Below are 22176 nucleotides of genomic sequence, written 5' to 3'. Positions count from 1 at the left end.
GCCCTCCTCGAACTCCCCTGATTCGTAAGGTTGTTCAAGTTAGGCGGGGCTACATGTGTGACACAAGGGTTCCATGGAGCTTGTGTGAACATGGCTCACGATTGGCTCAAAGCCGCGGGTCCACCGGCTCCGACTCCAGCGCCAGCACCCCGAACACGGCCTCGTGCACCCGCCACAGCGGCTCGCCCTCCGCCAGCCGGTCCAGGGCCTCCAGGCCCAGGGCGTACTCGCGGACCGCCAGCGACCGCTTGTGGTTCAGGAAGCGGCTGCGCAGACGGACGAGGTTGTCGGGGCGCGTGTACTCCGGACCGTAGATGATCCGCAGGTACTCGCGGCCCCGGCACTTGATGCCGGGCTGCACGAGCCGCCCCTCGTTGCTGCGCACCAGCGCGCCCAGCGGCTTGACGACCATGCCCTCGCCGCCGCGACCGGTCATCTCCAGCCACCAGTCGACGCCCGCCTGCACCGACTCCGGGTCGCCGGTGTCGACGTAGAGCCGCCGAGTGGTCTGCAGCAGGCCGCTGCCGTCGTGCTCGACGAGGCGGTCGAGCAGGGCGAGCTGCTCGTCGTGCGGCAGTCCGGCGAGGCTGCGGCCCTGCACGGCCAGGATCTGGAAGGGCGCGAGTCGTACGCCGTCCAGTCCGTCCGTCGTCCAGCAGTAGCGGCGGTACGCCTCCGTGAACGCGGCCGCGTTGGAGGCCCGTTCGCGCTGGCGGCCCAGCAGGTCGGCCACCTCGACACCCCGCGCCGCGGCACCCTCCAGGGCGGCGAGCGCACCCGGGAACACCGCCCCGGACGCGGCGCCGACGGCCGCGTACTGCGACCGCAGCAGCCCGGACGCCTTCAGCGACCACGGCATCAGCTCGGCGTCCAACAGGAGCCAATCCCCCGCGCCGGAGGCGCTATTGGATGCAGTGAGGTCGGCCCAGAGGCCGGCCTCGGTGACGGCTGTGCGGACGCGCCCGAGGATCTCCTCGGTGACCGACTCGTCGTCGAAGAACGGCCGTCCGGTACGGGTGTACAGCGAGCCGGTGGGGCCGTCCACGCCGAACCGCTTGCGCGCCGCCTCCGCGTCCCGGCACACCAGCGCCACCGCCCGCGAGCCCATGTGCTTCTCCTCGCACACGACCCGCGCGACGCCGTCCGCGGCGTACTGCGCGAAGGCCTCGACCGGGTGCTCCAGGTAGCCGTCAATGTGACTGGTCGCCGTGGGCGCCATGGTCGGCGGCAGGTACGGCAGCAGACGCGGGTCGACCGCGAAACGGCTCATGACCTCCAGGGCCGCCGCCGCGTTCTCCTCGCGGACGGACACTCGGCCGGCGTGCCGCGTCTCCACGACCCGGCGGCCGTGCACGTCGTTCAGGTCGAGCGGCCGGCCGTCGTGCCCACCGGGCGCCTCGGTCCGCAGCGGCTTGGCCGGCTCGTACCAGACCTGCTCGGCCGGTACGTCGACCAGCTCCCGCTCCGGCCAGCGCAGCGCGGTGAGCTTGCCGCCGAAGACGGCGCCGGTGTCCAGGCAGATGGTGTTGTTGAGCCAGGTGGCCTCCGGGACGGGCGTGTGGCCGTAGACGACCGCCGCCCGGCCCCGGTAGTCCTCGGCCCACGGATAGCGCACCGGCAGCCCGAACTCGTCGGTCTCGCCGGTGGTGTCGCCGTACAGCGCGTGCGAGCGGACCCGGCCGGAGGTGCGGCCGTGGTACTTCTCGGGCAGACCGGCGTGGCAGACCACCAGCCGGCCACCGTCGAGGACGTAGTGGCTGACGAGTCCGTCGATGAACTCCCGTACCTGCGCGCGGAATTCGTCGCTCTCGCCCTCCATCTGCTCGATGGTCTCGGCAAGGCCGTGGGTGTGCTGGACCTTGCGGCCCTTGAGATATCGCCCGTACTTGTTCTCGTGGTTGCCGGGTACGCACAGCGCGTTGCCCGAGCCGACCATCGACATCACGCGGCGCAGCACGCCCGGGCTGTCCGGGCCGCGGTCGACGAGGTCGCCGACGAAGACGGCCGTACGGCCCTCCGGGTGAACGCCGTCGGTGTAGCCCAACTTGCCCAGCAGCGACTCCAGTTCCAAGGCGCAGCCGTGGATGTCGCCGATGATGTCGAAGGGGCCGGTGAGGTGCGTCAGGTCGTTGAAGCGCTTCTCGGTGACGACGGTGGCGTTCTCGATGTCCTCCACACCGCGCAGGACGTGCACCTTGCGGAAGCCCTCGCGCTCCAAGTGCCTTACGGATCGGCGCAGTTCGCGGATGTGGCGCTGGATGACCCGGCGCGGCATGTCGGCACGGTCGGTACGGGCCGCGTTGCGCTCGGCGCACGCCTCCTCCGGTACGTCCAGCACGATGGCGATGGGCAGCACGTCGTGCTGCTTGGCCAGGTCGATCAGCTGGCGCCTGGCGTCCTGCTGCACGCTGGTCGCGTCCACGACGGTGCGGCGGCCGGCGGCGAGGCGCTTGCCCGCGATGTAGTGCAGGACGTCGAAGGCGTCCTTCGTCGCGCTCTGGTCGTTCTCGTCGTCGGAGACCAGGCCGCGGCAGAAGTCGGAGGAGATGATCTCGGTCGGCTTGAAGTGCCGGCGGGCGAAGGTGGACTTGCCGGAGCCGGAGGCGCCGACGAGGACGACGAGGGAGAGGTCGGTGACGGGGAGGACCCGTCCCTGCTTCTGCGTCTTCTCCGTTGCCTCGGTCATGCTGCCTTCGCCTCCTTCTCGTTGAGAGTCTTCATACGGAATACGGCCATCTGCGTGGGTGGCCCGACCTCCGGGTCGTCCGGCCCCACAGGCTCGAACTCCACGCCGTAGCCGTGCCGTTCGGCCACCGCGTGGGCCCAGGTGCGGAACTCCTCGCGCGTCCACTCGAAGCGGTGGTCGCCGTGCCGGACATGACCGGCCGGAAGGCTCTCCCAACGGACGTTGTACTCGACGTTCGGGGTCGTGACGAGGACGGTCCGCGGGCGGGCCGAGCCGAACACCGCGTACTCCAGGGCGGGCAGCCGCGGCAGGTCGAGGTGCTCGACGACCTCGCTGAGCACGGCGGCGTCGTAGCCCTTGAGGCGGTTGTCGGTGTAGGCGAGCGAGCCCTGGAAGAGCTTGACGCGCGAGGCCTGCCGCTCCCCCATGCGGTCCAGCTTGAGCCGCCGGGAGGCGATGGTCAGCGCGCGCACCGACACGTCGACGCCGACGATCTCGGTGAACCGCGGGTCCTTGAGCAGCGCCTGCACCAACTGGCCCTGTCCGCAGCCGAGATCGAGCACCCGCGCGGCACCGGACGCGCCGAGCGCGGCGATGATCGCGTCGCGCCGCTGCACCGCGAGCGGGGTCGGCCTCTCCTCCGTCTCGGTCTCCGCCTCGACGGCGTTGTCGATCGCCTCGACCTCGCTGTCGTCCGCCTCCGCGAGCCGCACCAGCTCAAGGCGCTCCATCGCCTCGCGGGTCAGCGACCAGCGGCGCGAGAGATAACGGCTGGTGATCAGCTTCTGCTCCGGGTGCTCGGGCAGCCAGCCCTCACCGGCGCGCAGCAGCTTGTCGACCTCGTCGGAGGCGACCCAGTAGTGCTTGGCGTCGTCGAGGACCGGGAGCAGGACGTAGAGGTGGCGCAGGGCCTCGGCGAGGGTGAGCGCCTCGGACTGCAGGACGAGCCGCACATACCGCGAGTCGCCCCACTCCGGGAACCGGGCGTCCAGCGCCACCGGTTCGACGGTGGCCGTCCAGCCCAGCGGCTCGAAGAGGCGCCGTACCAGCTCCGGGCCGCCACGGGCGGGCAGCGCGGGCACCTCGATGCGCAGCGGCAGCGGCTGCGCGGCGCGCTCGGGGCGGGCGTTGCACACGCCCTTCATGGCGCTGGAGAAGACAGCGCTCAGCGCCACCGCGAGCAGCGAAGAGGCCGCGTACGGGCGGTCGTTGACGTACTGCGCGAGCGCCGCGTCGGGCGCCCCGCCGCGTCCCTTGCCCTTGCCCCGCCGCACCAGCGCCACCGCGTCGACCTCCAGCAGCAGCGCCGCCGTGCAGCGCTGGTCATCGGCCTCGGGGTAGAGGACGTGCGCCTTGCCGTAGGAGGTGGAGAACGCCTGCGCCTTCTCTGGGTGCTTGTGCAGCAGGAAGCCGAGGTCGGTGGCGGGGCGTTCGGGGGTGCCGGTGGTGGTGATCGTCAGGAACACGGTGGGTTGCCTCGAAAGGGTTCGGAAGGAGCGAAAGCGCTGGTCGTGCGCTCTCGCGCCCTTCCAACGTACAGAGATCGGTGCGGGCTCACGCGGAATTTTCGCCGCACTGCGGTTGCGCTCGTTTCCACGCGCCGACGCCCGGCTTTCCGGTGGCGCCGGGGTCGAGGCGGAGGGTGAGCATGACCGGCGCGGCGCCGATTCTCGGGCCCGGGTCGGCCGTGTATGGGGCGAGGCCCTGCAGCCGGGCCTCGCTGCGGCCGGCCGCGACGACGGTGGCGCCCACCTCCAGGAGGGCGCGCGTCACGCCCTCCCCGATGCCGCCGGTCGCGCCGACGACGAGCACGGTACGGCTCTGGAGGAACGGTTCCGCAAGGGACCCCTCAAGTCCTTTCTCAAGCAGCCCAGCCACCGGTGGCCACTAATAACCAGTTGTACATTAGGAGTTGTGAGCAAGGAACCCAGCGGCGCCCCGGCCCTCGCCAGGAAGCGTGTGCGCGCCCCCGAGGCCCATCGGGAGGCGATCCTGGAGGCAGCGCGGGCCGCGTTCGCCGAGCGGGGCTACGCCCGGGCCACCATCCGGGAGATCGCCGGCCGGGCCGGTGTCACCCACGGCCTGGTCATGCGGCACTTCGGCTCGAAGGAGCAGCTGTTCCTCGCGGCCGTGCCCGGCCCCCGGGACCTGCCCGAGCTGCTGCCCGGGCCTGACCGGACCCTGCCCGACCGGATCGCGCGAGCCTTCGTCCAGCGGATGGAACAGGCCGACGGCAACGACCCGTTTCTCGCGCTGATCCGCAGCGCCGCCTCCGACGAGCAGGCTGCCACCGGGCTGTACGCGGCGATGCGGCGCAGCAGCGCGGAGGCCTACCGCACGGTGCTGAGCGGTCCCGACGCGGACGAGCGCATCGACCTGCTCGCGTCGCAGCTCATCGGTGTCGCCTTCAGCCGGTACGTGCTGCGCAGCGGGCCGGTGGCCGAGATGCCGCCGGAGCGGCTCGTGGCGTACCTGACACACACCCTGCGCTGCCTCCTGCAGCCCGCCGATCTTCCCGAGTCCTTGGAAAGGACCTGCCCGTCATGACGGAACAGGGCGTCGCCGACGTCGCGTTACCACCCTCCCTCGCCGACCGCACGGTCCTGCCGTCCGACGCCCGCTACGAGCGGGTGCGCCATGGATACGTGCACCGGGGCGCCCCGGCCGCGGTGGTGTTCCCGGAGAGCGTGGAGGAGACGGCGGCGGCGCTGACGTACGCCCGCGCCCGGGGCACGGTGGTGTCCGTGCGCAGCGGCGGGCACGGTGTCAGCGGGCGGTCGACCAACGACGGCGGTGTCGTCGTCGACGTCTCCCGTCTCGATGGCGTGGAGGTGCTGGACCGGGCGCGGCGCCGGGTACGGATCGGCGCGGGCGCTCGCTGGGGCCGAGTGGCGCAGGTCCTCGCCCCGCACGGGCTCGCCGTCAGCTCCGGCGACACCGGCGACGTCGGGGTGGGCGGGGTGGTCACGGCGGGCGGGATCGGCTGGTTCACGCGGCGGGACGGGCTGACGATCGACCACGTGACGGCCGTCGAACTCGTCCTGGCCGACGGGACGTTCGTCCGGGCGGACGCGGAAAGCAGTCCCGACCTGTTCTGGGCGGTGCGGGGCGCGGGCGGCAACTTCGGCATCGTCACGGCGGTGGAGCTGGAGGCGTCCGAGACCGGCGACGTCGTCTTCGCCAATCTCGTCTTCGAGGCGCGGGACGCGGCAGCGCTCGTCGAGGAGTGGGCAGTCGTGCTGCAGGCGGCGCACCGCGAACTCACCAGCTTCCTCACCCTGATGCCTGCGGGACCGGGCCGCCCGGCCGTCGCCCATGTCGCCGCCGTGTACGCCTCCGACCGGCCGGACGCCGCCCAGCGGGCGTTGACGCCGCTGCTGAGGTTGGGTCCGCTGCTGCAGCAGGAGGCGGTGCTCGCCCCGTACCCGGCGCTGGTGCCGGTCGGCGGTGCCCCGCACCAGGGGCAAGGGCTGGGCGCCACCCGCTCCGGGCTGCTGGACGGCGTCTCCGCGCACACCGCGCGCCGCGTCGCGGACGCGCTGGGGTCGGGGGAGGTACTGATGGAGCAGTTCCGTTCGCTGGGCGGCGCGGTCAACGACGTCGATCCCGCGGCCACCGCCTACGCCCACCGCACCCAGAACTTCCAGCTCCTGTCCGCGACCGTGCCGGAGCTGGAGCGGTCCCTCGACGCCCATTGGGCGCTCCTCGCTCCTGAGGTGAACGGCATGTACCTCAACTTCGACAGCCGCCGCTCCCCCGATGTCCTCATCGAGGCGTTTCCCGAGCCGGCCCTGACCCGGCTGCGTGCGCTCAAGGCCCGGTACGACCCGGAAAACGTCTTCGACCGCAACTTCCCCTTGCGGTGAGGTCCCGGTTCGGCCGGGCTGTCAGGCGCCGCCGTGGGTGCGGGCGCCGTCGATCGCGCTCTGGTACGAGGTGGCCGCCAGCTCCTTGAACTGGGCGAGCCGCGGCACGTGCGCCGACTTGGTCAGCTCCGCGTGCAGGAAGGTGAGGTCGCCGGTGAGGCCCACCATGGAGAGGGCCGCCTTCAGGTAGGGCTCCTGGTGGTCGAAGTCGTGACGGGGGGTGCCGGGGCCGTAGGCGCCGCCGCGCGCGGAGGCCACCACGACCTTCTTGCCGGTGAGCGGGCCCTGGCCGGTGGCCGGGTCGGCGATCAGCGGTGCGATCAGGACACGGTCGAACCACGCCTTGAAGGTGGACGGCACCGAGAAGTTGTACATCGGTACGCCGAGCAGGATCGTGTCGGCCGCGAGGAGCTCCTCGATCAGCGGCCAGGTCACCGCCCAGCTCGCCTTCTCCTCGGGGGTCTTCGCGAACTCGCGGGCCACGGCGAGGTCGCGCACGCCCTCCGCCTCCAGGCGGTGCATGACCTCGATCTGCGGGTGGTCGACGTGCGGTACGGCGTCGGCGGCGAGGTCGCGGTAGACGTACTCGCCGTCGGGGTTGGTCTTGCGCCAGGCCTCCGCGAACTCGCCCGAGATCTGGCGGGAGACCGAGCCCTGGCGGGGGCTGGAGTCGAGATGGAGCAGGGTGGGCATGGCGGAGTCCCTTGTCTGGTGCCCGCGTCGGGCGAGGTGGATGAAGAGGGCTTGATCTCCATTGAAATCCCCGGTCGGAGCATTGTCCCGTAATCTGGCGTGATACTTCGTAACCGGAAGCGTTAGCGAGGATGACGGTGCTGGACATACGGAAACTGGTGCTGCTGCGTGAGGTGGGGGCCCGGGGCTCGATCGCCGCGGCCGCGCAGGCGCTCAACTACACGCGTTCCGCGGTGTCCCAGCAGTTGTCCGCGCTGGAGTCGGAAACCGGTACCGCGCTTCTCGACCGTGGCAGCAAGCGGGCCGGACTCACCCCCGCCGGTCGGATGCTGGTGACCCACACGGAGCGAGTCCTCGCCCAACTGGAGGAAGCGGAAGCACAGTTGGTGGCACGGGACGGCAAGGTCACCGGCGAGCTGCGGGTGGGCGTACCTCTGCACGAGGGCCCCGCTCTGCTGGTACCGGCGCTGAACCGGTTACGGAAGAGCCATCCGGAGCTGCGTATCACCCTGCACGGTGTGCATCCCGACGAGGGCCGGCAGACGGTCCGGCTGGGGCGCCTCGACGCCGTCCTGGCCTCCGGCTACTCGCATGTGCCCGAGCCGCGGGTGCCCGGCCTGTACGAGGAGGAGCTGATCAGCGACCGCATCCGCCTGGCCATCGCGCCCGATCACCCGCTGGCCCAGGCCGAGGAACCCCGGACTCTCGCAGAGTTCGCGGAGCAGCCCTGGCTCCTGGACCGGACGTCCGGGCTCGGCCAGCTGGCGCTGCACGTGTGCGCCGGCGCCGGTTTCGTCCCGGACATCGTCTCCGACATCGGGGACATGCAGGCGGTGTTCGGCCTGGTCTCCCTGGGCTGGGGCGTCGCCCTCGTCCCCGACCTGGTGCCGGACCGCCCGGGCCACCCGGTCACCCGGATCCCGCTGAAGGACATCCGCCCCATCCGCCGTATCACCCTCGTGGTCCGCAAGGGCACGCTGACCAGCCCACCGGTGGCGGCCCTGCTCCCCGCGGTGCGGGAGGCGGCCGACGGGCTGCGCCGAGCGACGGCCGACTGACCGCGCCGCCGTACGCCGGGCCCGTGGTCCAAGCCGGGCCTGGCGGTCGTGTCAGCCGGTTGCCGTCCAGCGTGGGTAGCTGCCCAGGAAGCGCACCTGAAGGCCGAGGGACTCGACCGCCGCCATGGCCAGGCGTAGCGGGCGGGTGTCGATGTGGGCGTCCACGTCGAGGAAGAGGTGGTAGCTGCCGAGGGCGCGGCCCGTGGGCCAGGACTGGATCCAGGACAGGGTGATGCCGAGGGTGCGGAAGGCGTTGAGGACGTCGGGCACGAGGGCCGGGCCGCCGGGGCCGAGGGAGACGAGCAGGGAGGTGCGTTCGCGGGCCGTGCGGGCGGGGTGGGACCAGCGGGGGGCCACGGACACGAAGCGGGTCACGGCGCCCGTCTCCCGGCCGAGGCCGCCGGCGAGGATCCGCAGCCCGTACAGGTCGGCGGCCGCCGGTGCCGCGATCGCGGCGTGGCCGGGCGCGGCCGTCTCGGCGACCTGCCGGGCGGCCGCCGCGGTGGAGGCGGCCGTCCTCGTGCCGGCCCGGGGCAGCCGGGTGCGCAGCCAGTCCTCGCACTGGCCGAGCGCGTGCGGATGGCTGTGCACGGCGGTCACCTCCTCCAGCGCGACGCCCTCGGGGGCCATGAGCGCGAACGACACCGGCACCTCGACCTCGGCGTTGATGTGCATCTCCGCCGAGGCCAGCTGGTCCATGGTGGCGGGGACGACCCCGCGCACCGAGTTCTCCAGCGGCACCACCGCCGCGTCGCAGTCGCCCCGGCGGGCCGCCTCCAGGGCGGCCGGCACGCTCGGGAAGGGACGGTGCGCCGGTGCGCGGCCCGGAGGGACCGCCGACAGCAGCCGACGCAGCGCGGTCTGCGTGAAGGTTCCCTCCGGGCCGAGATAGGCGTACGTCATCGTCGCCCGTCAGCTCTCGATCACACGATGGAAGGTGACGGTGTCGAAGATGTCCTCCATGCGCACCGCCCGGCCGTCGCGCAGCACCCAGGAGTGCACGAAGGGCTGTGTCTCCGTGTGGCCGCTCAGCGAGGTGATGTCCCGGTGGCCGAAGACGACCACGCGTTCTCCCTCGCGGACGAACTCCACGGGATGCAGCCGCATGCCGCCGAGGACGGTGGGCACGTGCGCCAGGAACTCCTTGACGCCGGCGTGTCCGTGCTTGGTGCCACCGAGGCCGTACTTGTGCATGCCCTCGGGGTGCACCCACTCGATCTCGGGGTCGAAGGCGTCCAGGAGCGCGCCCACGTCACGGGCCGCGAAGGCCGCGTAGGCGGCGTGGATCGGCGCCAGCGGATCGGTGATGTCGGTCATGGCCTGGCCGCTCCTTCAGTTCTTGAGGTACTCGGGATACATGGCCTCGAGAGTGCGCCGGATGCCCTCGCGCCAGGGGACCTTGCACGGCCCGGTGAGCGAGCGGCGCAGTGTCGGGTCGAACTGGTAGGTCTCTCGGGTGACCTCGCTCGGTACGAGGTTGGCCTTCACCCCGGTGAGCTCCTCCAGGTGACGGACGCAGTCAGTGATGCCGACGGACTCGTCGCCGCCCCAGTTGGTCAGGGTCACCGGGACGCTCGCCGCGTTCCACAGATGCGGGACGTGCTCGACGAGGTCGTCGGTGTACAGCAGTGAGGTCCAGTTCTGGCCCTCCAGGGGGACCGGGATCGGCTCCCCCGCGAGCATGCGCTTGAAGTACAGCATCGGGACGCCGCCGTAACCGCCGGGTCCGTAGGCAATGTTGAGGCGGGCGATGACGGTCGGCAGGCCGAGGGTCTGCGCGAACGCCCGGACCGTGCCCTCGGCCGCGATCTTGACGACGGGGTAGGCGGGCAGCCAGTCGGCCTTGCCGTCCAGCGGGTCGGTCTCGGTGTACTTGTGGTCGAGGGTCTGGCGGGCGTAGAGGGCGCCGGTGGAGACATAGAGGAACGCTTCTGCTGTACGGCAGTGGGTCATCAGGCGTCCCGCGGCGACGGAGTTGACCTCGACGGCCGCGTTGAAGTCGCCGTCCTCGCCGCGTCGTACGGCCGAGTGGAAGACGTGGGTGAAGTCCTCCGGCAGACCCTTGAGGGCGCCGGCGCTGGTGTCGTCCATGTCCCAGCGGAAGGTACGGATGCCGTGCCGGGTCAGCGCCTCCTCCGCCCCGGGGGTGCCGAAGCGGCCGAGCGCCCAGACCTCGTTGCCGTCGGTGAGCGCCCTGGCCACCGGTCCCGCGACCTGTCCGGTGGCTCCGGTCACCAGGATCTTCTTGCCGTTCAAGGTGGTTGTCCTCCTGAGGGTGGGGGGGTCAGGCGTCGCCGAGGGCGCGGTCGAGTTCCTTGCGCAGGATCGACTGGAAGGTCGCCACGTGCGCGGGGCCCATCAGCGTGTAGTGCTCGCCGGGTACGTCGATGTAGCGGTTCTCGCCGGTGACGTGCTCGTCCCAGCGGCGCAGCTCGTTGTTGAGCCAGTCCTCCTTGGTGCCGCGCAGCGGAATGGCGTAGAAAACGCTGAGCGAGCGGACTGTGCCGGCGGGCGAGTAGGTGCGTCCGAGGTCGGTGAGGCGGTCGGCGAGCTCCGCCCACGCCTTGAACTTCTCGAAGGTCAGGTCGAGTTCGGCGAGCCGCCCCTCGGGCGCGTGGTCGATGAAGTGGGCCAGCTGCTCGTCCCTGGGCAACGGCCGTAGCCGTGCGGGGAGTTCGAGGGACTGCTTCTTGTCGATGAGCTCCAGGAAGAACGCCAGGTTGGCGGCGGTCTCGATGAAGTCCAATTCGTTCATGCGGTACTTGATGTGCGGCGGCAGGTTGAAGCTGCCGACGAAGTCCACGCGCTCGCCCTGCGCTTCGAGCACCTTGGCTATTTCGAAGGCGACGGCACCGCCGTAGGAGTACCCGGCGACGGCGTACGGGCCGTGCGGCTGACGGGAGCGGATCGCCCTGACGTATGTGTCGACCATCTCGGCGAAGCTCTCGAAGGGCTTCTCGCCGGGGTTGAAGCCGCGGGCGCGCAGCGCGTAGAACGGGCGGTCCCCGACGAAGTACTTGGCGAGGTTGACGAAGACGAGCACCTCGCCCACGCCGGGGTGAACGCAGAACAGCGGTGTCCTGTCGCCGGTGGTCTGCATGGGGACGATCGGGTCGTACTCCTGCTCGCCGTCCGCGGCCCCGTCGAGGTGGGCGGCGAGCGCGCGCACGGTGGGCGACCGCAGGACGGTGATGATCTGCAGGTCGTGCGCACCGAGACGCTGCGCGACCAGGGAGCGCAGGCGCAGGATGTCGAGCGAGGTGCCGCCGAGGTCGAAGAAGTTGGCGGTGGCGCTCAGCCGCTCGGGGTCGGTGTCGAACATCTCGGCGTAGATCCCGGCGAGGACCTGCTCGGTGTCGCCCTCGGGTGCGGTGTAGCCGCCGAGGCGGCGCAGGACGAGGTCGTCGACATACGTCTTCACCTCGTCGTACGCCCCGGCCTCCAGGCGTTTGCGCATCAGTGCGCGCTGGATCTTGCCCAGGCTGGTCTTGGGGAAGGCGGCAATCGGCAGCGGCAGGACGATCGCGGGCCTGAAGCCCCAGTGCATGACGACGGTGCTGCGTACGGCGCTCAGCACCCGGTACAGCGCGAGCTCGTCGCCGTCGGCGCACTCCGCGTGGAAGGCGATGACGAGCTGCTCGGTGTCGCTGCCGGGGGCGCGGGTGGGGAAGGCGGCAACGTAGGAGCGGGCGACGTCGTCGAGGCCTTCGAGGAGGGTCTCGATGTCATGGCTGAAGTAGTTGACACCATTGACGATGACGCTGTCCTTGCTGCGACCGACCAGGGTGAGCCGACCGTCGTCGATCCGGCCGAGGTCGCCGCTGCGGAACCAGCCGTCGGGTGTGAACGCGTCCTGGGTGGCCTGCTCGTTGTTGTAGTAACCCGTTGTGATCATGGGGCCGTTGAGCTGGAGCTCGCCCACCTCGCCCTCGGGCAGCTCATGGTGTTCCCCGTCGGCGACGCGGATGCGCAGTCCCTCGACGGGGCGGCCCAGGTTTGCGAACTCCTGCCCCTGGTCGGCGGCCGGGAACTCGACGGAGTAGATGCTGCCGGCGCAGGTCTCGGACATGCCGAACGCCGGCCACAGGGCGTCGGCGCGCAGCCCGTAGGGCGCGAAGCGGCTGAGGAAGGTCTCGCCGGTGGTGCGGACGACGGCCTCGCCGCCGCTGATGATGTGCCGCAGCCGGGACAGGTCGAGCCCGTCGCCGTCCTCCTCGTCGAGCCGGTCGGCCTGCGGGTTGATCAGCCCCAGCAGGAAGTTGGGGGTGAAGGTCATGGTGACGCCGAAGCGGGAGACGATCCGCAGGAAGTTCAGCGGCTCCTGGAGCACCACGGGCGCCTCGACGTGCAGCTGGGTGCTGCCCGCGTACAGCGGCAGCAGGTGGCATTCGAGGAGGGCGGCGACATGGTCGAAGGAGACCCAGTTGAGGCTGGTGTCGGCGGCGGACAGCCGGTGGTAGCCGTTCTTGCCGGCCATGGAGGCGATCAGGTTGGCGTGGCTGAGCATGACGGCCTTGGAGTTGCCGGTGGAGCCGGACGTCAGCACGAGGACGGCGGTGTCCTTCGGGTCGGCCTCGTGGAAGGTGTCGGCGGGCCGCTCGGCGCGCAGCTCCTCCAGCGGGACGACGGACAGGCCCTCGGCGCGCGGGAGTTCGGCGGCAAGGGTGGCGCTGGTGACGATCAGCGGGTGGTCGAGGAGGGTGTCGACGTGGGTGAGCTGGGCCGCCCAGCGCTCGGGGTCGCCGCCGAGGGCGGCCATCGGGCAGGGCACGAACCCGCCGAGCTGGCAGGCCCAGAACGCGGCGAGGAATTCCTGCGGCTTCTCCAGCAGCAGGACGACCTTGTCCTGGGGTGCGAGGCCACGGTCCCTGAAGCCGGCGAGGACCGAGCGGGCGGCGTCGAGGAGTTCGGGATAGCTCTGCAGGGGTGCGTCCCGGTCGTCCGCGCTCCGGGGGTAGCGCAGCCCGGACTCCGCGTGATTCCGGGCGGCGTCACGCAACAGGTCCACGATGGTCCGCATCGTCGTCACGGCTGTGGTCATGTGGGGATGCCTTCTTCCTCTGCGTCGACCGCCGTACCCGGGATCACTGGGACGGCATGCCGAACGGTGTACGGAATGTCGTTCGGACGCGCTGAGACGTACTGAGGGCGCGCTGAAGTCGGCGCGCTGAGGGCGTACTGATGATGTGCCGGTGACGTATGGGGCAGTCGGGGCTCGAACGCATGCGAAATGGGGCGGCGCAGCCCGCACGAAACCTGGTCGGGAAACTAAGAAGAGGAACAGACCTCTCCGCTTCGCTCCGGCAATTCGGGCGAATACCTGTTCATCGTCCCCCATCGACCAGGTCGTTCCCTGGAGCCACGACGCCGGAGCTCCGAATACCCAGCGAGGATAAGAACGGCGGTCCGGCTTGTCAAAGGATTAAAGGGACAGCAAAAAGAGCGGGAAAAGGGGAAGAAACACCCACCCGAGAAAGGATCCCCACTTCTGATCTGCACGTCGCCCGCCCGGAGCAACCTGTCGTTAATTCAAACTTCCGGGCGTTTCACAAAAGAGCTTGCCCGCCGGCTTTTCTGACGGAGTGCGTAAGCAATCGAGACATATGCGAGAAAGGAGCGCCGCAGGCACCCGGAGCATTCGTTTCCGGGCGCCTGCGACGGACCGGCAGGCCCGGACTACGACAGCTGCGACTGCACCTGGGCGGAGATCAGCTCCAGGTGGTCCAGGTCGGCCAGGTCGAGGACCTGGAGGTAGAGGCGGCTGGAGCCGGTCTCCGCATAGCGGCCGATCTTGTCGACGACCTCGGAGGGGGTGCCCGCCAGGCCGTTGGCCTTCAGTTCGTCGACCTCGCGGCCGATGGCGGCGGCCCGGCGGGCGACCTCCGCGTCGTCCTTGCCGACGCAGACGACCAGGGCGTTGGAGTAGGTGAGGTCGTCGGGCCGGCGGCCGGCCTCCTCCGCGGCGGCGCGGACCCGGGCGAACTGGCGCTCGCTGTCCTCGATCGAGGCGAACGGCATGTTGAACTCGTCGGCGTACCGTGCGGCCAGCCGGGGGGTGCGGGTCGCACCGTGGCCGCCGATCAGGACCGGGATCTTCTCCTGGGCGGGCTTGGGCAGCGCGGGCGAGTCGGTGAGGTCGTAGTACTTGCCGTGGAAGTCGAAGGTGTCGCCGACCTTGGTCTGCCACAGGCCCGTGACGATCTCGAGCTGCTCCTCCAGACGGCCGATCTTCTCCTTCGGGAACGGGATGCCGTACGCCTTGTGCTCCTCCTCGAACCAGCCGGCGCCGAGACCCAGCTCGACGCGGCCGCCGGACATCTGGTCGACCTGCGCGACCTGGATGGCGAGCACGCCGGGGAGACGGAACGTGCCCGCGGTCATGAGGGTGCCCAGGCGGATGCGCTTGGTCTCGCGGGCCAGGCCGGCGAGGGTGATCCAGGCGTCGGTGGGGCCGGGCAGGCCGTCCACGGAGCCCATGCGGAGATAGTGGTCGGAGCGGAAGAAGGCTTCGAACCCGAGGTCCTCGGTGGCCTTGGCCACGGCGAGCAACGTGTCGTAGGAGGCCCCCTGCTGGGGCTCGGTGAAGATGCGAAGATCCATACCTCCATCCTGCACGCCGCAGTGCCGGTCAACCCCACCGGTCCCGCCGGGCACTCCCGTCCACGGTCGGGTGAAATCCGTCATCGCCCGGGCATGGGGCCCGCCCGCGCCAGTGACCCGTTCTGGTGGTGGTCGTTGGCTCGTGCGGAGCCGGACCGCCCGGCGCCCGCGCCGGCGGTCGTCGCCGGGATGTCACCCGATCGGCCTCCCCGGGGGCCCGGGGCGAGGAGGCCGTCATGTCCGAAGAGTCCGTGCCGCAGCAGGGCGGGGGCGCCGGTCAGCCGAAGGGCTTGCTGCAGCAGATGGAGGAGCTGATGGCGGCGCTGAACGCGGACCTGTCGGCACTGGACGCGGATCTGCAGTCTGCGGGGCGCGCGTCGGCTGAGTCCGACGCCTCTCTGGGGGCTGAAATGCCCTAACCCGCCTCCCTCTCGGGTAACGCCTCCTCCCGGTCCGCAAGTCTGCGCAGCATCTCCTGCACCCGGTCCCTGGACTCGTCCGCCGCGTCGATGGCCTCCATGCACTGCCAGTAGGTGCTCTCGTCGTCCGCGGCGCAGGCGAGTCCCACGAGGGCGATGCCCACCTCGCCCAGGAGGCCGCCGAGGCAGAGGAGCGCCTGACGGGCGTCGCCGAGATCGGTGAGCTGGGCCGCGAGCAGGTCCTCGGTGGCCAGGTGCGGGGTGTCGAGGACACCGCAGCCGCGGCCCGCCAACTCCGTCAACCCCAGTGCCTCGCCGCGCAGTTCGGGCGGGCCGGAGACCGCGAGGCGGCTGCCTATCGCCTGCGCCAGGGCCTGCGCCTGCCACACCTCGGTCATGGTCTCCGGAGCGCCGCCGCTCCCTGCAATGGCACGTCTGCTCGTCACGATGAGCCGCACAGCGTCCATGCCGCTGCCCCCGTCTGTCACGACGCGCTGCCCGCACGTCCGCCCGAACTCCGTTGTCCACTACCCAGAGTGAGGGTGTGCGGGACGAAAAGCCAGAGGAAGACCGAAATCTGTGGACAACAAATCGATTTCAGGCTGGAATTTGACTGCGGAGAGTGAAAGTGGACTGAACCACTCCCGGCATCTGTCCATGCCTCGACGGCCTCGCTACGGCGCCGGGAACCTCCGCTCGTTGCGGTCGATCTTCGCGTCCAGCGCCGCCAGCGGTTCGATGCCCAGGACGTCGCACAGCTGCAGCAAGTAGGCGAGTACGTCGGCGACTTCGTCCGTCACGCGGTGCGCCGTGTCCGGGTCGTCCATGACCCGGGCCGACTCCTCCGGCGTCAACCACTGGAAGATCTCGACCAGTTCGGAGGCCTCCACGCTGAGCGCGGCGACGAGGTTCTTGGGGGTGTGGTACGGCTGCCAGTTGCGGGCGGCCGCGAAGTCGGCCAGCCTGCGCTGCAGCTTCGCCACGTCGAGATGATCGGTCACGTCTCCAGGTGTACCACCGTGACCGGCTCCGTCCCGTCCACCCCGGCGGCCCACGACGCATCGCTGACCGCGGCCACGACGCGGATGTGGCCGCGTCCGGCCGTCCGCAGGGCCAGCCGCAGCAGTTCCCGGCGCTGCCGTGGATCCAGTGAGCGGTCGAAGCCGTCGGCGAGGACGGTGAGCGTCTGCATCGCCGCGGGCACCTCCCCGGCGGCGTCCACCTCCAGGACGCCCGGCCCGGTCAGCAGGACCAGCGCGAGGGCGACGTATCTCAACTCGCCGTCGCCCAGGCGCCGCAGAGCTGTCCGGAAACCGTCGCCGCGGTCGACCAGTGCCTGGACGGTCCCGTCGCCCAGCGGCTCGGCGAGCACGTCGGCCACCGGCCCCGAGCATCCGGCGCGCACCGCGTCGATGAGCTGGGCGTGCCGTCGTCCGCACTCGGCGCGGGTGCGCCACAGGACGTCGGCGAGGTTGTCGCAGCCGCCGAGGAGCAGGCCGGAGCCGAGCGGTGCGGGAGGCCGCATCCGGCCGGGGCGCGGATCGCAGGCGAAGACGGACCGCAGGGCGACGACCATCTGCTCGGCGGCGGCGAGCACCCGGCGCTGTCCGTCGGTCTTGCCGGCCACACGCAGCGGCAGCAGCGCGGTGCCGAGCCGGTCGTCGGGCAGCGGGGCCCGCGTCACGGGTGCCGAACCCGCGGTGTGCCAGGCGGCCTGAACGGTGCGGCGGGAGGGGTCGCGCAGGGCGGTCTCCAGCAGCACCAGCCCGCCCGCCGTCAACCGCTCGCCCACGATGCGCAGTTCGGGCTCGGCCTGCACGGCGACGTCGAGCCGGACCGGCCCCTCGGGCCCGTCGGCCGTACAGCCGATACGGAACCCGCGCCGCCGCTGCGCATCGGGCCGCGCCCGCTGGGGCACACAGTCGGCCGCGTCGGGAAACGCCTCGCCGACTTCGGCACCCCCGCCGAGCCGGGCCAGCGCCTCGTACGCCCGCAACGCGGTCGTCTTCCCGCACCCGCTGCCCCCGGCGAAGAGGGTGACCGGCCCGAGCGCGAACCCGGCCCGCCGGTGCCCGGCGAAGGCGGACAGCCGCAACTCGGTGACACAGGGCCGGTCCGGGCGCGGGCGGTACGCGACGGTACGGATCGGCGACGACGTATCGGAGTTCGCCTCGGGCGGTACGGATGACACGGTCATGTCCGGACCGTAGGGCTCGGCCCGGAAGGTGAACCGTTACGGCGTCGGGAGCTTCCTACGATCGGGGGATCAGGGTCAGGTACCGGACACTCCGGCGCTTTCCACGAGGTCGGTGACCTCGGTGTCCGCCGGAGTCAGCAGGAAGACGTTGCGGTCGACGCGGTGCATGCCGCTCGCGAGGCCGAAGACGACTCCCGTGCTGAAGTCGAGGACGCGTTTGGCGACTTCGCTCTCCGCGCCGCTCAGGTCGAGCAGGACGGGGATGCCGGCCATCAGGGTCTCGGCGACCTCGCGGGCGTCGGCGAAGACGTTGATCCTGAGGACCACGAACCGGCGGCGCGTCTCCGTCACCGCATCCGGGTGCGAGCGGTGGTCCACCGCGGACGGCCAGGCGTCGCGGCCACGCAGCGGCACGACCTGGGCGAGCCCTTCCCACTGTTCATCGGTGACGTCGTGGCTGTTCACCGGCTCCCCCCGAACTGACTCGCACTCATTGCCTGCACCAGCCAATTCTTACGCCAAGTCACCCGTTCGGCCTAACAGCGACACGGTCCGCGACCGAGACAGAGGTCTCTGGCGAGCCACGCAAACAGGTCTTACCCGGCTCACACCGGACTCTTCACCTCCGGCGACACCCTGCTCACCGGACGCGACTACCGTCCGATGACGTGCACTTGGCAGAAACACAGCAGGTGGCACCCGGTCGGCGGACGCAGTCGGCGGTGTCCGCCCTCCCGGAACAGCCCGCGCAGTGGCACCGCGTCCTGACGTTGCTCGCCGACGTCAGCCTCTTCATCGGCACCCGCGCGATCTGGACCCAGGCGGAGAGCCACCGTCCGGCCGTGGCCGTGGTCATCTCGGTCTGCTACGCCGCGATCCTGGTGAGCGGGGTGCTGGCGCTCGTCGTGCGCCGGGCCCGTTCGCTCGTGCGGCTCGACGCGATCATCCTGGTGATCGCCGTGGTCCTCGCCCTGTGTGCGTGGGCCATGAACCACGGCGGCTCCGACGAGGCCGTGCTGACCACCCAGGCCGCCAAGGAGCTGGCCGCGGGCCATCACGTCTACGGACAGCCGTGGCCCTGGCTCTTCAAGAAGGGCATCGCCCTCACCACGACGTTCGACGGCGGCTACGACTACACGTACGGCTATCCCCCGCTCGCCCCGCTGCTCACCGCGCCCCTGCTGTGGATCGGCCACGGCGGCGCCCCGGCGACGGCAGTGAGCACGGGTGCGCTGATCGTCGGCACCGTCGTGCTGTGGCGGATGCTGCCGGTGCAGTGGCGGTCGGCGGCGACCATGGCGTGCCTCGGCTTCGGTTTCCTGCCGACGTACGCCCGCGAGGGCTACCCGGCGATCACCGGGCTGGCCCTGCTGATCCCGGTGGTGGTGTGCTGGCCGCGGATCGGGCTGGGCGGGCGGCTCGGGGCGGCCGGGGTGGCGCGGGCCGCGTGTCTGGGTGCCGCGTGCGCGGCGCAGCAGCTGCCGTGGTTCCTGGCTCCGTTCCTGCTGGCCGGGATCTACGCGGTGCGCCGGGGCGAGCTGGGCGGACGGGCCGCCGCGCTGGTGGTGGCGCGGATCGTCGGCGTCGCCGCGACCGTGTGGCTGCTGATCAACACGTACTTCATCGTGAGCGAGCCGGGCACCTGGGTCACCGGCATCGCGCTGCCACTGATCCAAGGGGCGACGCTGCACGGGCAGGGCCTGGTGGGCGTGTCCCTCTACTACACGAACGGCAGCGACCGGCTCGACTGGTACGGGCACGCCAGCATGCTGCTGGCCGCGGCCCTGCTCGCGCTGCTGATCCTTTTCATGCGCCGGCTGGGACCGGCGGCGACCGTGCTGCCCTGGTGCGCCTTCTATCTGGCGACCCGGTCCCAGGACGGCTACTACCTGATGATGACGCCGCTGTGGCTGGCGGCTGCGATCACCGCGCCCCCGTCCGAGTTCGCGCGGGCCTGGCAGCCTCGCCCGCGCCTGCTGACCGGCCGGTACCGGCGTCCGGCGCTGGTCGCGACGGCCGCACTGCTGGTCGCCCCGGCGCTGGTGAGCGCCGTCCTGGCAGTGACCGGGAAGCCGCCGCTGCGGATGGACGTCGCATCCGTGCGCCGGACGGCGAGGAACGCGAACGTCCTCACCGGGCTGACCCTGCGGGTCACCAACACGGCCGGCAGCGCCCTCGAACCGCACTTCATGCTCACCAACGGGCAGGGTCTGCGCCAGTACTGGACGACCGTGAAGGGACCGGCCGCCCTGCCCGCGCACGCCACCGCCGACTACGTGATCCGTCCGGCCGAGGGGCGGTTCGCCCTGCCGGGGCCGCACACCCGGCTCCGGTTGCGGGTGTTCACGCCGACGCCGCAGACGTTGTCCAGCATGGACGTCCACCTGCGGGTGGACGGCACCGGCGCGCGGGCCGGCCGGTCCCGCTGAGTTGGGTCAGACCGCCGTACGCACGAAGCGGAGGGTGGCGGCGACCGTGGTCAGGCCGCGGATCATGCCCATCTGGTTCCAGCCCAGGCCGAACTCGGTGCGGTCGACGGTGAACTCGGTTTCCAGCGTGAGCGCGTCGGCGTCCGCGCCGGCCAGGCGTGCGGTGAGGGTCTGCGGGCGGCTGATGCCGCGCACGGTCAGCTGACCGGAGACCTCGACGGTGTCGCCGGCCCCGGCCTTTGCGCTGCGGACGGCGAAGGTGATCTCGGGGTGGTTATCGGCGTCGAAGAAGTCGCCGGAGCGCAGGTGCTCGTCCCGCTTCTTGTTCTTGGTGTCGAGGGTGGCGGCGTCCAGGGTCAGGGTGCCGGTGGCGGTGCCGTCGGGCTGCACCTCGCCCTGTCCGCCGACGGCACCGAAGGTGCCCTCGACGGTGACGAGACCCCAGATCGTCTTGTGGCGCAGGGCGACGGTGGAAGCGGCGGCGTCGAGCTGCCAGACACCGGTTTCGACGGCGACGGTCATGATCTTCTCCAGTGAGCGGGGGGATCCGGGGAACAAGTGCTTCAAATTTGGATGACTTCACGCTAGCCCATTATCCAAATCTGAACAACCCTTCGGTCCAAAATTGGACAACAGGTAGACTCGACAGCATGGCCGACCCCGAGGAGCACCCCGCCGACCTGCCCGAATGCCCGTCCGCGCAGGGTGGCGGACTGCTGCCCAAGGAGCTGCGGGCGTGGATGGTGATGCTGGCGGCCATGGGGGCGGTGGAGCAGGAGCTGCGCGCGGTGGTGAAGGAGCGGCTGGACGTCTCGCACGACGAGTTCCTGATCCTGTGCCTGCTCGCCGAGCAGCCCAGGGCGGGTCTGCGCATGACGCGTGTCGCGGAACTCCTCGGCCGCCCCAAGACCCGGCTCACCTACCAGATCGCCTGTCTCCAGCACGCCGGACTGGTCACCCGCAAGTCGGTCTGCGGCGACAAGCGGGGCATCGAGGTCGCCCTCACCGACAAGGCCCGCCGCCGCCTCGAGGAGGCCTCCGGCACCCTCGCCTCGACAGTCACCCGGGCCCTGACCCACGTCATGGGCCCGGACCAGCACGAGGCGATCTGCGGCCTGCTGCCCGAGTCGGCCGAGGAGGCCGGACCCGCCAAGGAGTCCGAGCAGCCGTAGCGCGGAGGTCCCGCCCGCTCCTGCGCGTGGATCTCCACCGGTCAACTCGCCGTCGCCGAGCGGGTGCTGAGCCGGACGGTCCGGCACGTCGCGGAGTGTGCTGCTGCCCCGGCTGCGGTGGACGGACCCGGCGACGGTCCTGCCTGCCGACGGTGCGCACGGCCGCGCGTACGGCGTCGGCGCGTGCGTGCGGCCGACCCCGCCGGGCCGCCGCGCGCAGTCCCTTGCCCCGGCCGGGGTCGGGCTGAGCGCGGCGGCCGTCGTGGCGGCGGCGACCCGCGGGCTGCGGCGGTGAGGACCGCCGCGGTCAGGAGGTCTTGCCGGAGCGGCCCCGGATGAGCGCGAACGCCGCCGCTGCCAGGCCCAGTACGCCCACGACCAGCCCCGCGACACCGAGTCCGCGGGCGGTGGAGTCGCTGTCGGCCGCGCTCGACGTGGAGCTGTCGGCGCTCTTGGGCGCCGGCGACGAGGTCGAGGTGCTGCCCTCCTGGGCGCCCTTGGCCGTCAGCTTGAGGACCGGTGCCGGGTTCTCCGGCTCGCCCCCGCCGGACTGGGCCTCCTCGATCCAGCGGACGGTCTTGCCGTCGGAGTACGTCTGCAGCGTCTTGAACGTCAACTGATCGGTGCTGTCGGGCAGTTGGCCGAAGGCGACGTTGAAGTCCTGGTACTGCCCGGCCCCGATCTTTCCGCCGGTCCAGGTGATCTCGGAGACGGCGTCGGTGATGGTGCCGTCGTCCGTCTTGACGGGTGTCTTGAGCTTGGTGTTCGTGACCTTCGCCGTCCAGCCGTTCTGCGGCGGCGAGACGAGCACACCGAGGACGGGGTGGTCGGTGGGCAGGAAGATCTGCACCTTGGTGGTACTGGCCGTGTCCTCCTCGTTGGGGACACGGAAGGTGAGGACGCCGTCCGTGGCGCCCTTCGCGTAGCTCTCGGGGTGGACGGTGACGTGCGCGGAGGCTATGCCCGCGGCGGTCAGTACACCCGCGGCAGCCAGGGCGGTGACGACGCCGACGCGGCGCAGGGCGGTGCGTGCAGTGGACATGGGTCGGTGAATCT

The 22176-nt window shown here is 71.1% G+C and carries 22 protein-coding genes; 7 read left to right on the top strand and 15 right to left on the bottom strand.

The genetic code is table 11. From position 1 onward, the window contains the following. Nucleotides 1-106: 106 nt before the first annotated feature. From ACFY10_RS09105 to ACFY10_RS09095, 3 genes are all read right to left on the bottom strand, one after another. Nucleotides 107-2686 (bottom strand): polynucleotide kinase-phosphatase, encoded by a 2580-nt coding sequence (locus ACFY10_RS09105; protein ID WP_390664407.1) that lies wholly within the window; start codon nucleotides 2684-2686, stop codon nucleotides 107-109. Next, on the bottom strand, nucleotides 2683-4152 hold the full coding sequence (locus ACFY10_RS09100; RefSeq protein ID WP_390664406.1) for a 3' terminal RNA ribose 2'-O-methyltransferase Hen1: 1470 nt from the start codon (nucleotides 4150-4152) through the stop codon (nucleotides 2683-2685). The genes ACFY10_RS09105 and ACFY10_RS09100 overlap by 4 nt, the downstream gene beginning before the upstream one ends. Before the next feature lie 88 nt (nucleotides 4153-4240). Next, nucleotides 4241-4564 (bottom strand): SDR family NAD(P)-dependent oxidoreductase, encoded by a 324-nt coding sequence (locus ACFY10_RS09095; RefSeq protein ID WP_390664405.1) that lies wholly within the window; start codon nucleotides 4562-4564, stop codon nucleotides 4241-4243. Between the two features lie 36 nt (nucleotides 4565-4600). Here ACFY10_RS09095 and ACFY10_RS09090 point away from each other — a divergent pair, with 36 nt between their 5' ends. Both ACFY10_RS09090 and ACFY10_RS09085 read left to right on the top strand, forming a co-directional pair. Further along, nucleotides 4601-5233, top strand: coding sequence for a TetR family transcriptional regulator (locus ACFY10_RS09090; protein WP_390664404.1), 633 nt, complete (start codon nucleotides 4601-4603; stop codon nucleotides 5231-5233). Continuing rightward, the gene (locus ACFY10_RS09085) at nucleotides 5230-6552 is read left to right on the top strand and encodes an FAD-binding oxidoreductase (protein WP_390664403.1); all 1323 of its coding nucleotides are present in this window, start codon (nucleotides 5230-5232) and stop codon (nucleotides 6550-6552) included. Before ACFY10_RS09090 ends, ACFY10_RS09085 begins: the two co-directional genes overlap by 4 nt. 21 nt (nucleotides 6553-6573) lie before the next feature. On the opposite strand, the gene ACFY10_RS09080 is transcribed toward ACFY10_RS09085, so the two are convergent. Continuing rightward, nucleotides 6574-7245 carry an FMN-dependent NADH-azoreductase gene (locus ACFY10_RS09080; RefSeq protein ID WP_390664402.1) on the bottom strand — a complete coding sequence of 224 codons (672 nt, stop codon included), beginning with the start codon at nucleotides 7243-7245 and terminating at the stop codon, nucleotides 6574-6576. Between the two features lie 131 nt (nucleotides 7246-7376). Between ACFY10_RS09080 and ACFY10_RS09075 the strand changes: the two genes are divergently transcribed. After that, a complete protein-coding gene (locus ACFY10_RS09075; protein ID WP_390664401.1) occupies nucleotides 7377-8303 on the top strand; it encodes a LysR family transcriptional regulator in 927 nt (308 codons plus the stop codon). A 51-nt stretch (nucleotides 8304-8354) separates the two neighbouring features. Here the strand turns inward: ACFY10_RS09075 and pheA are convergent, their stop codons facing one another. From pheA to ACFY10_RS09050, 5 genes are all read right to left on the bottom strand, one after another. Further along, nucleotides 8355-9206 (bottom strand): prephenate dehydratase, encoded by an 852-nt coding sequence (gene pheA / locus ACFY10_RS09070; RefSeq protein WP_390664400.1) that lies wholly within the window; start codon nucleotides 9204-9206, stop codon nucleotides 8355-8357. 9 nt (nucleotides 9207-9215) lie between these two features. Continuing rightward, a complete protein-coding gene (locus tag ACFY10_RS09065) occupies nucleotides 9216-9620 on the bottom strand; it encodes a nuclear transport factor 2 family protein (RefSeq protein ID WP_390664399.1) in 405 nt (134 codons plus the stop codon). A gap of 15 nt (nucleotides 9621-9635) precedes the next feature. After that, the gene (locus ACFY10_RS09060; protein ID WP_390664398.1) at nucleotides 9636-10559 is read right to left on the bottom strand and encodes an NAD-dependent epimerase/dehydratase family protein; all 924 of its coding nucleotides are present in this window, start codon (nucleotides 10557-10559) and stop codon (nucleotides 9636-9638) included. Between the two features lie 28 nt (nucleotides 10560-10587). Then, the gene (locus ACFY10_RS09055) at nucleotides 10588-13344 is read right to left on the bottom strand and encodes an alpha/beta fold hydrolase (protein ID WP_390664397.1); all 2757 of its coding nucleotides are present in this window, start codon (nucleotides 13342-13344) and stop codon (nucleotides 10588-10590) included. Between the two features lie 635 nt (nucleotides 13345-13979). After that, on the bottom strand, nucleotides 13980-14903 hold the full coding sequence (locus tag ACFY10_RS09050) for an LLM class F420-dependent oxidoreductase (RefSeq protein WP_390664396.1): 924 nt from the start codon (nucleotides 14901-14903) through the stop codon (nucleotides 13980-13982). Nucleotides 14904-15139: 236 nt separating this feature from the next. Between ACFY10_RS09050 and ACFY10_RS09045 the strand changes: the two genes are divergently transcribed. Then, nucleotides 15140-15322, top strand: a complete 183-nt coding sequence (locus tag ACFY10_RS09045) for a hypothetical protein (protein WP_390664395.1) — start codon at nucleotides 15140-15142, stop codon at nucleotides 15320-15322. Here the strand turns inward: ACFY10_RS09045 and ACFY10_RS09040 are convergent. From ACFY10_RS09040 to ACFY10_RS09025, 4 genes are all read right to left on the bottom strand, one after another. After that, entirely contained in the window at nucleotides 15319-15789 is a 471-nt protein-coding gene (locus tag ACFY10_RS09040; RefSeq protein WP_390664394.1) for a DUF6099 family protein, read from the bottom strand. The two genes, ACFY10_RS09045 and ACFY10_RS09040, sit on opposite strands and share 4 nt — an antisense overlap. A 207-nt stretch (nucleotides 15790-15996) precedes the next feature. Continuing rightward, nucleotides 15997-16323 (bottom strand): nucleotide pyrophosphohydrolase, encoded by a 327-nt coding sequence (locus ACFY10_RS09035; RefSeq protein ID WP_390664393.1) that lies wholly within the window; start codon nucleotides 16321-16323, stop codon nucleotides 15997-15999. Beyond that, the gene (locus ACFY10_RS09030; protein ID WP_390664392.1) at nucleotides 16320-17519 is read right to left on the bottom strand and encodes an ATP-binding protein; all 1200 of its coding nucleotides are present in this window, start codon (nucleotides 17517-17519) and stop codon (nucleotides 16320-16322) included. Before ACFY10_RS09030 ends, ACFY10_RS09035 begins: the two co-directional genes overlap by 4 nt. Nucleotides 17520-17594: 75 nt before the next feature. After that, nucleotides 17595-17984: a cell division protein SepF gene (locus tag ACFY10_RS09025; protein ID WP_390664391.1), complete on the bottom strand. Its 390-nt coding sequence runs from the start codon at nucleotides 17982-17984 to the stop codon at nucleotides 17595-17597. 203 nt (nucleotides 17985-18187) lie between these two features. On the opposite strand from ACFY10_RS09025, the gene ACFY10_RS09020 reads away from it, so the two are divergent. After that, nucleotides 18188-19948, top strand: coding sequence for a hypothetical protein (locus ACFY10_RS09020; RefSeq protein WP_390664390.1), 1761 nt, complete (start codon nucleotides 18188-18190; stop codon nucleotides 19946-19948). Between the two features lie 6 nt (nucleotides 19949-19954). On the opposite strand, the gene ACFY10_RS09015 is transcribed toward ACFY10_RS09020, so the two are convergent. Continuing rightward, on the bottom strand, nucleotides 19955-20470 hold the full coding sequence (locus ACFY10_RS09015) for a YceI family protein (RefSeq protein ID WP_390664389.1): 516 nt from the start codon (nucleotides 20468-20470) through the stop codon (nucleotides 19955-19957). Nucleotides 20471-20598: 128 nt separating this feature from the next. Between ACFY10_RS09015 and ACFY10_RS09010 the strand changes: the two genes are divergently transcribed. Further along, entirely contained in the window at nucleotides 20599-21120 is a 522-nt protein-coding gene (locus tag ACFY10_RS09010) for a MarR family winged helix-turn-helix transcriptional regulator (RefSeq protein WP_390664388.1), read from the top strand. Nucleotides 21121-21217: 97 nt separating this feature from the next. After that, nucleotides 21218-21415, top strand: coding sequence for a hypothetical protein (locus ACFY10_RS09005; protein WP_390664387.1), 198 nt, complete (start codon nucleotides 21218-21220; stop codon nucleotides 21413-21415). Between the two features lie 12 nt (nucleotides 21416-21427). Here ACFY10_RS09005 and ACFY10_RS09000 read toward each other — a convergent pair whose 3' ends face one another. After that, complete coding sequence (locus ACFY10_RS09000; protein ID WP_390664386.1) at nucleotides 21428-22162, bottom strand: YcnI family protein; 735 nt, start codon at nucleotides 22160-22162, stop codon at nucleotides 21428-21430. Nucleotides 22163-22176 lie beyond the last annotated feature (14 nt).

It is taken from the genome of Streptomyces sp. NPDC001401, from assembly GCF_042895385.1.
GTDB lineage: Bacteria > Actinomycetota > Actinomycetes > Streptomycetales > Streptomycetaceae > Streptomyces.
This window is presented reverse-complemented; position numbering and strand designations above follow the sequence as displayed.

Coding starts and splice junctions, on each gene's coding strand:
- ACFY10_RS09105 (WP_390664407.1), bottom strand. CDS start 2,686: ATGACCGAGGCAACGGAGAAGACGCAGAAGCAGGGACGGGTCCTCCCC.
- ACFY10_RS09085 (WP_390664403.1), top strand. CDS start 5,230: ATGACGGAACAGGGCGTCGCCGACGTCGCGTTACCACCCTCCCTCGCC.
- ACFY10_RS09080 (WP_390664402.1), bottom strand. CDS start 7,245: ATGCCCACCCTGCTCCATCTCGACTCCAGCCCCCGCCAGGGCTCGGTC.
- ACFY10_RS09075 (WP_390664401.1), top strand. CDS start 7,377: ATGACGGTGCTGGACATACGGAAACTGGTGCTGCTGCGTGAGGTGGGG.
- pheA (WP_390664400.1), bottom strand. CDS start 9,206: ATGACGTACGCCTATCTCGGCCCGGAGGGAACCTTCACGCAGACCGCG.
- ACFY10_RS09065 (WP_390664399.1), bottom strand. CDS start 9,620: ATGACCGACATCACCGATCCGCTGGCGCCGATCCACGCCGCCTACGCG.
- ACFY10_RS09055 (WP_390664397.1), bottom strand. CDS start 13,344: ATGACCACAGCCGTGACGACGATGCGGACCATCGTGGACCTGTTGCGT.
- ACFY10_RS09050 (WP_390664396.1), bottom strand. CDS start 14,903: ATGGATCTTCGCATCTTCACCGAGCCCCAGCAGGGGGCCTCCTACGAC.
- ACFY10_RS09045 (WP_390664395.1), top strand. CDS start 15,140: ATGTCCGAAGAGTCCGTGCCGCAGCAGGGCGGGGGCGCCGGTCAGCCG.
- ACFY10_RS09040 (WP_390664394.1), bottom strand. CDS start 15,789: ATGGACGCTGTGCGGCTCATCGTGACGAGCAGACGTGCCATTGCAGGG.
- ACFY10_RS09030 (WP_390664392.1), bottom strand. CDS start 17,519: ATGACCGTGTCATCCGTACCGCCCGAGGCGAACTCCGATACGTCGTCG.
- ACFY10_RS09015 (WP_390664389.1), bottom strand. CDS start 20,470: ATGACCGTCGCCGTCGAAACCGGTGTCTGGCAGCTCGACGCCGCCGCT.
- ACFY10_RS09010 (WP_390664388.1), top strand. CDS start 20,599: ATGGCCGACCCCGAGGAGCACCCCGCCGACCTGCCCGAATGCCCGTCC.
- ACFY10_RS09000 (WP_390664386.1), bottom strand. CDS start 22,162: ATGTCCACTGCACGCACCGCCCTGCGCCGCGTCGGCGTCGTCACCGCC.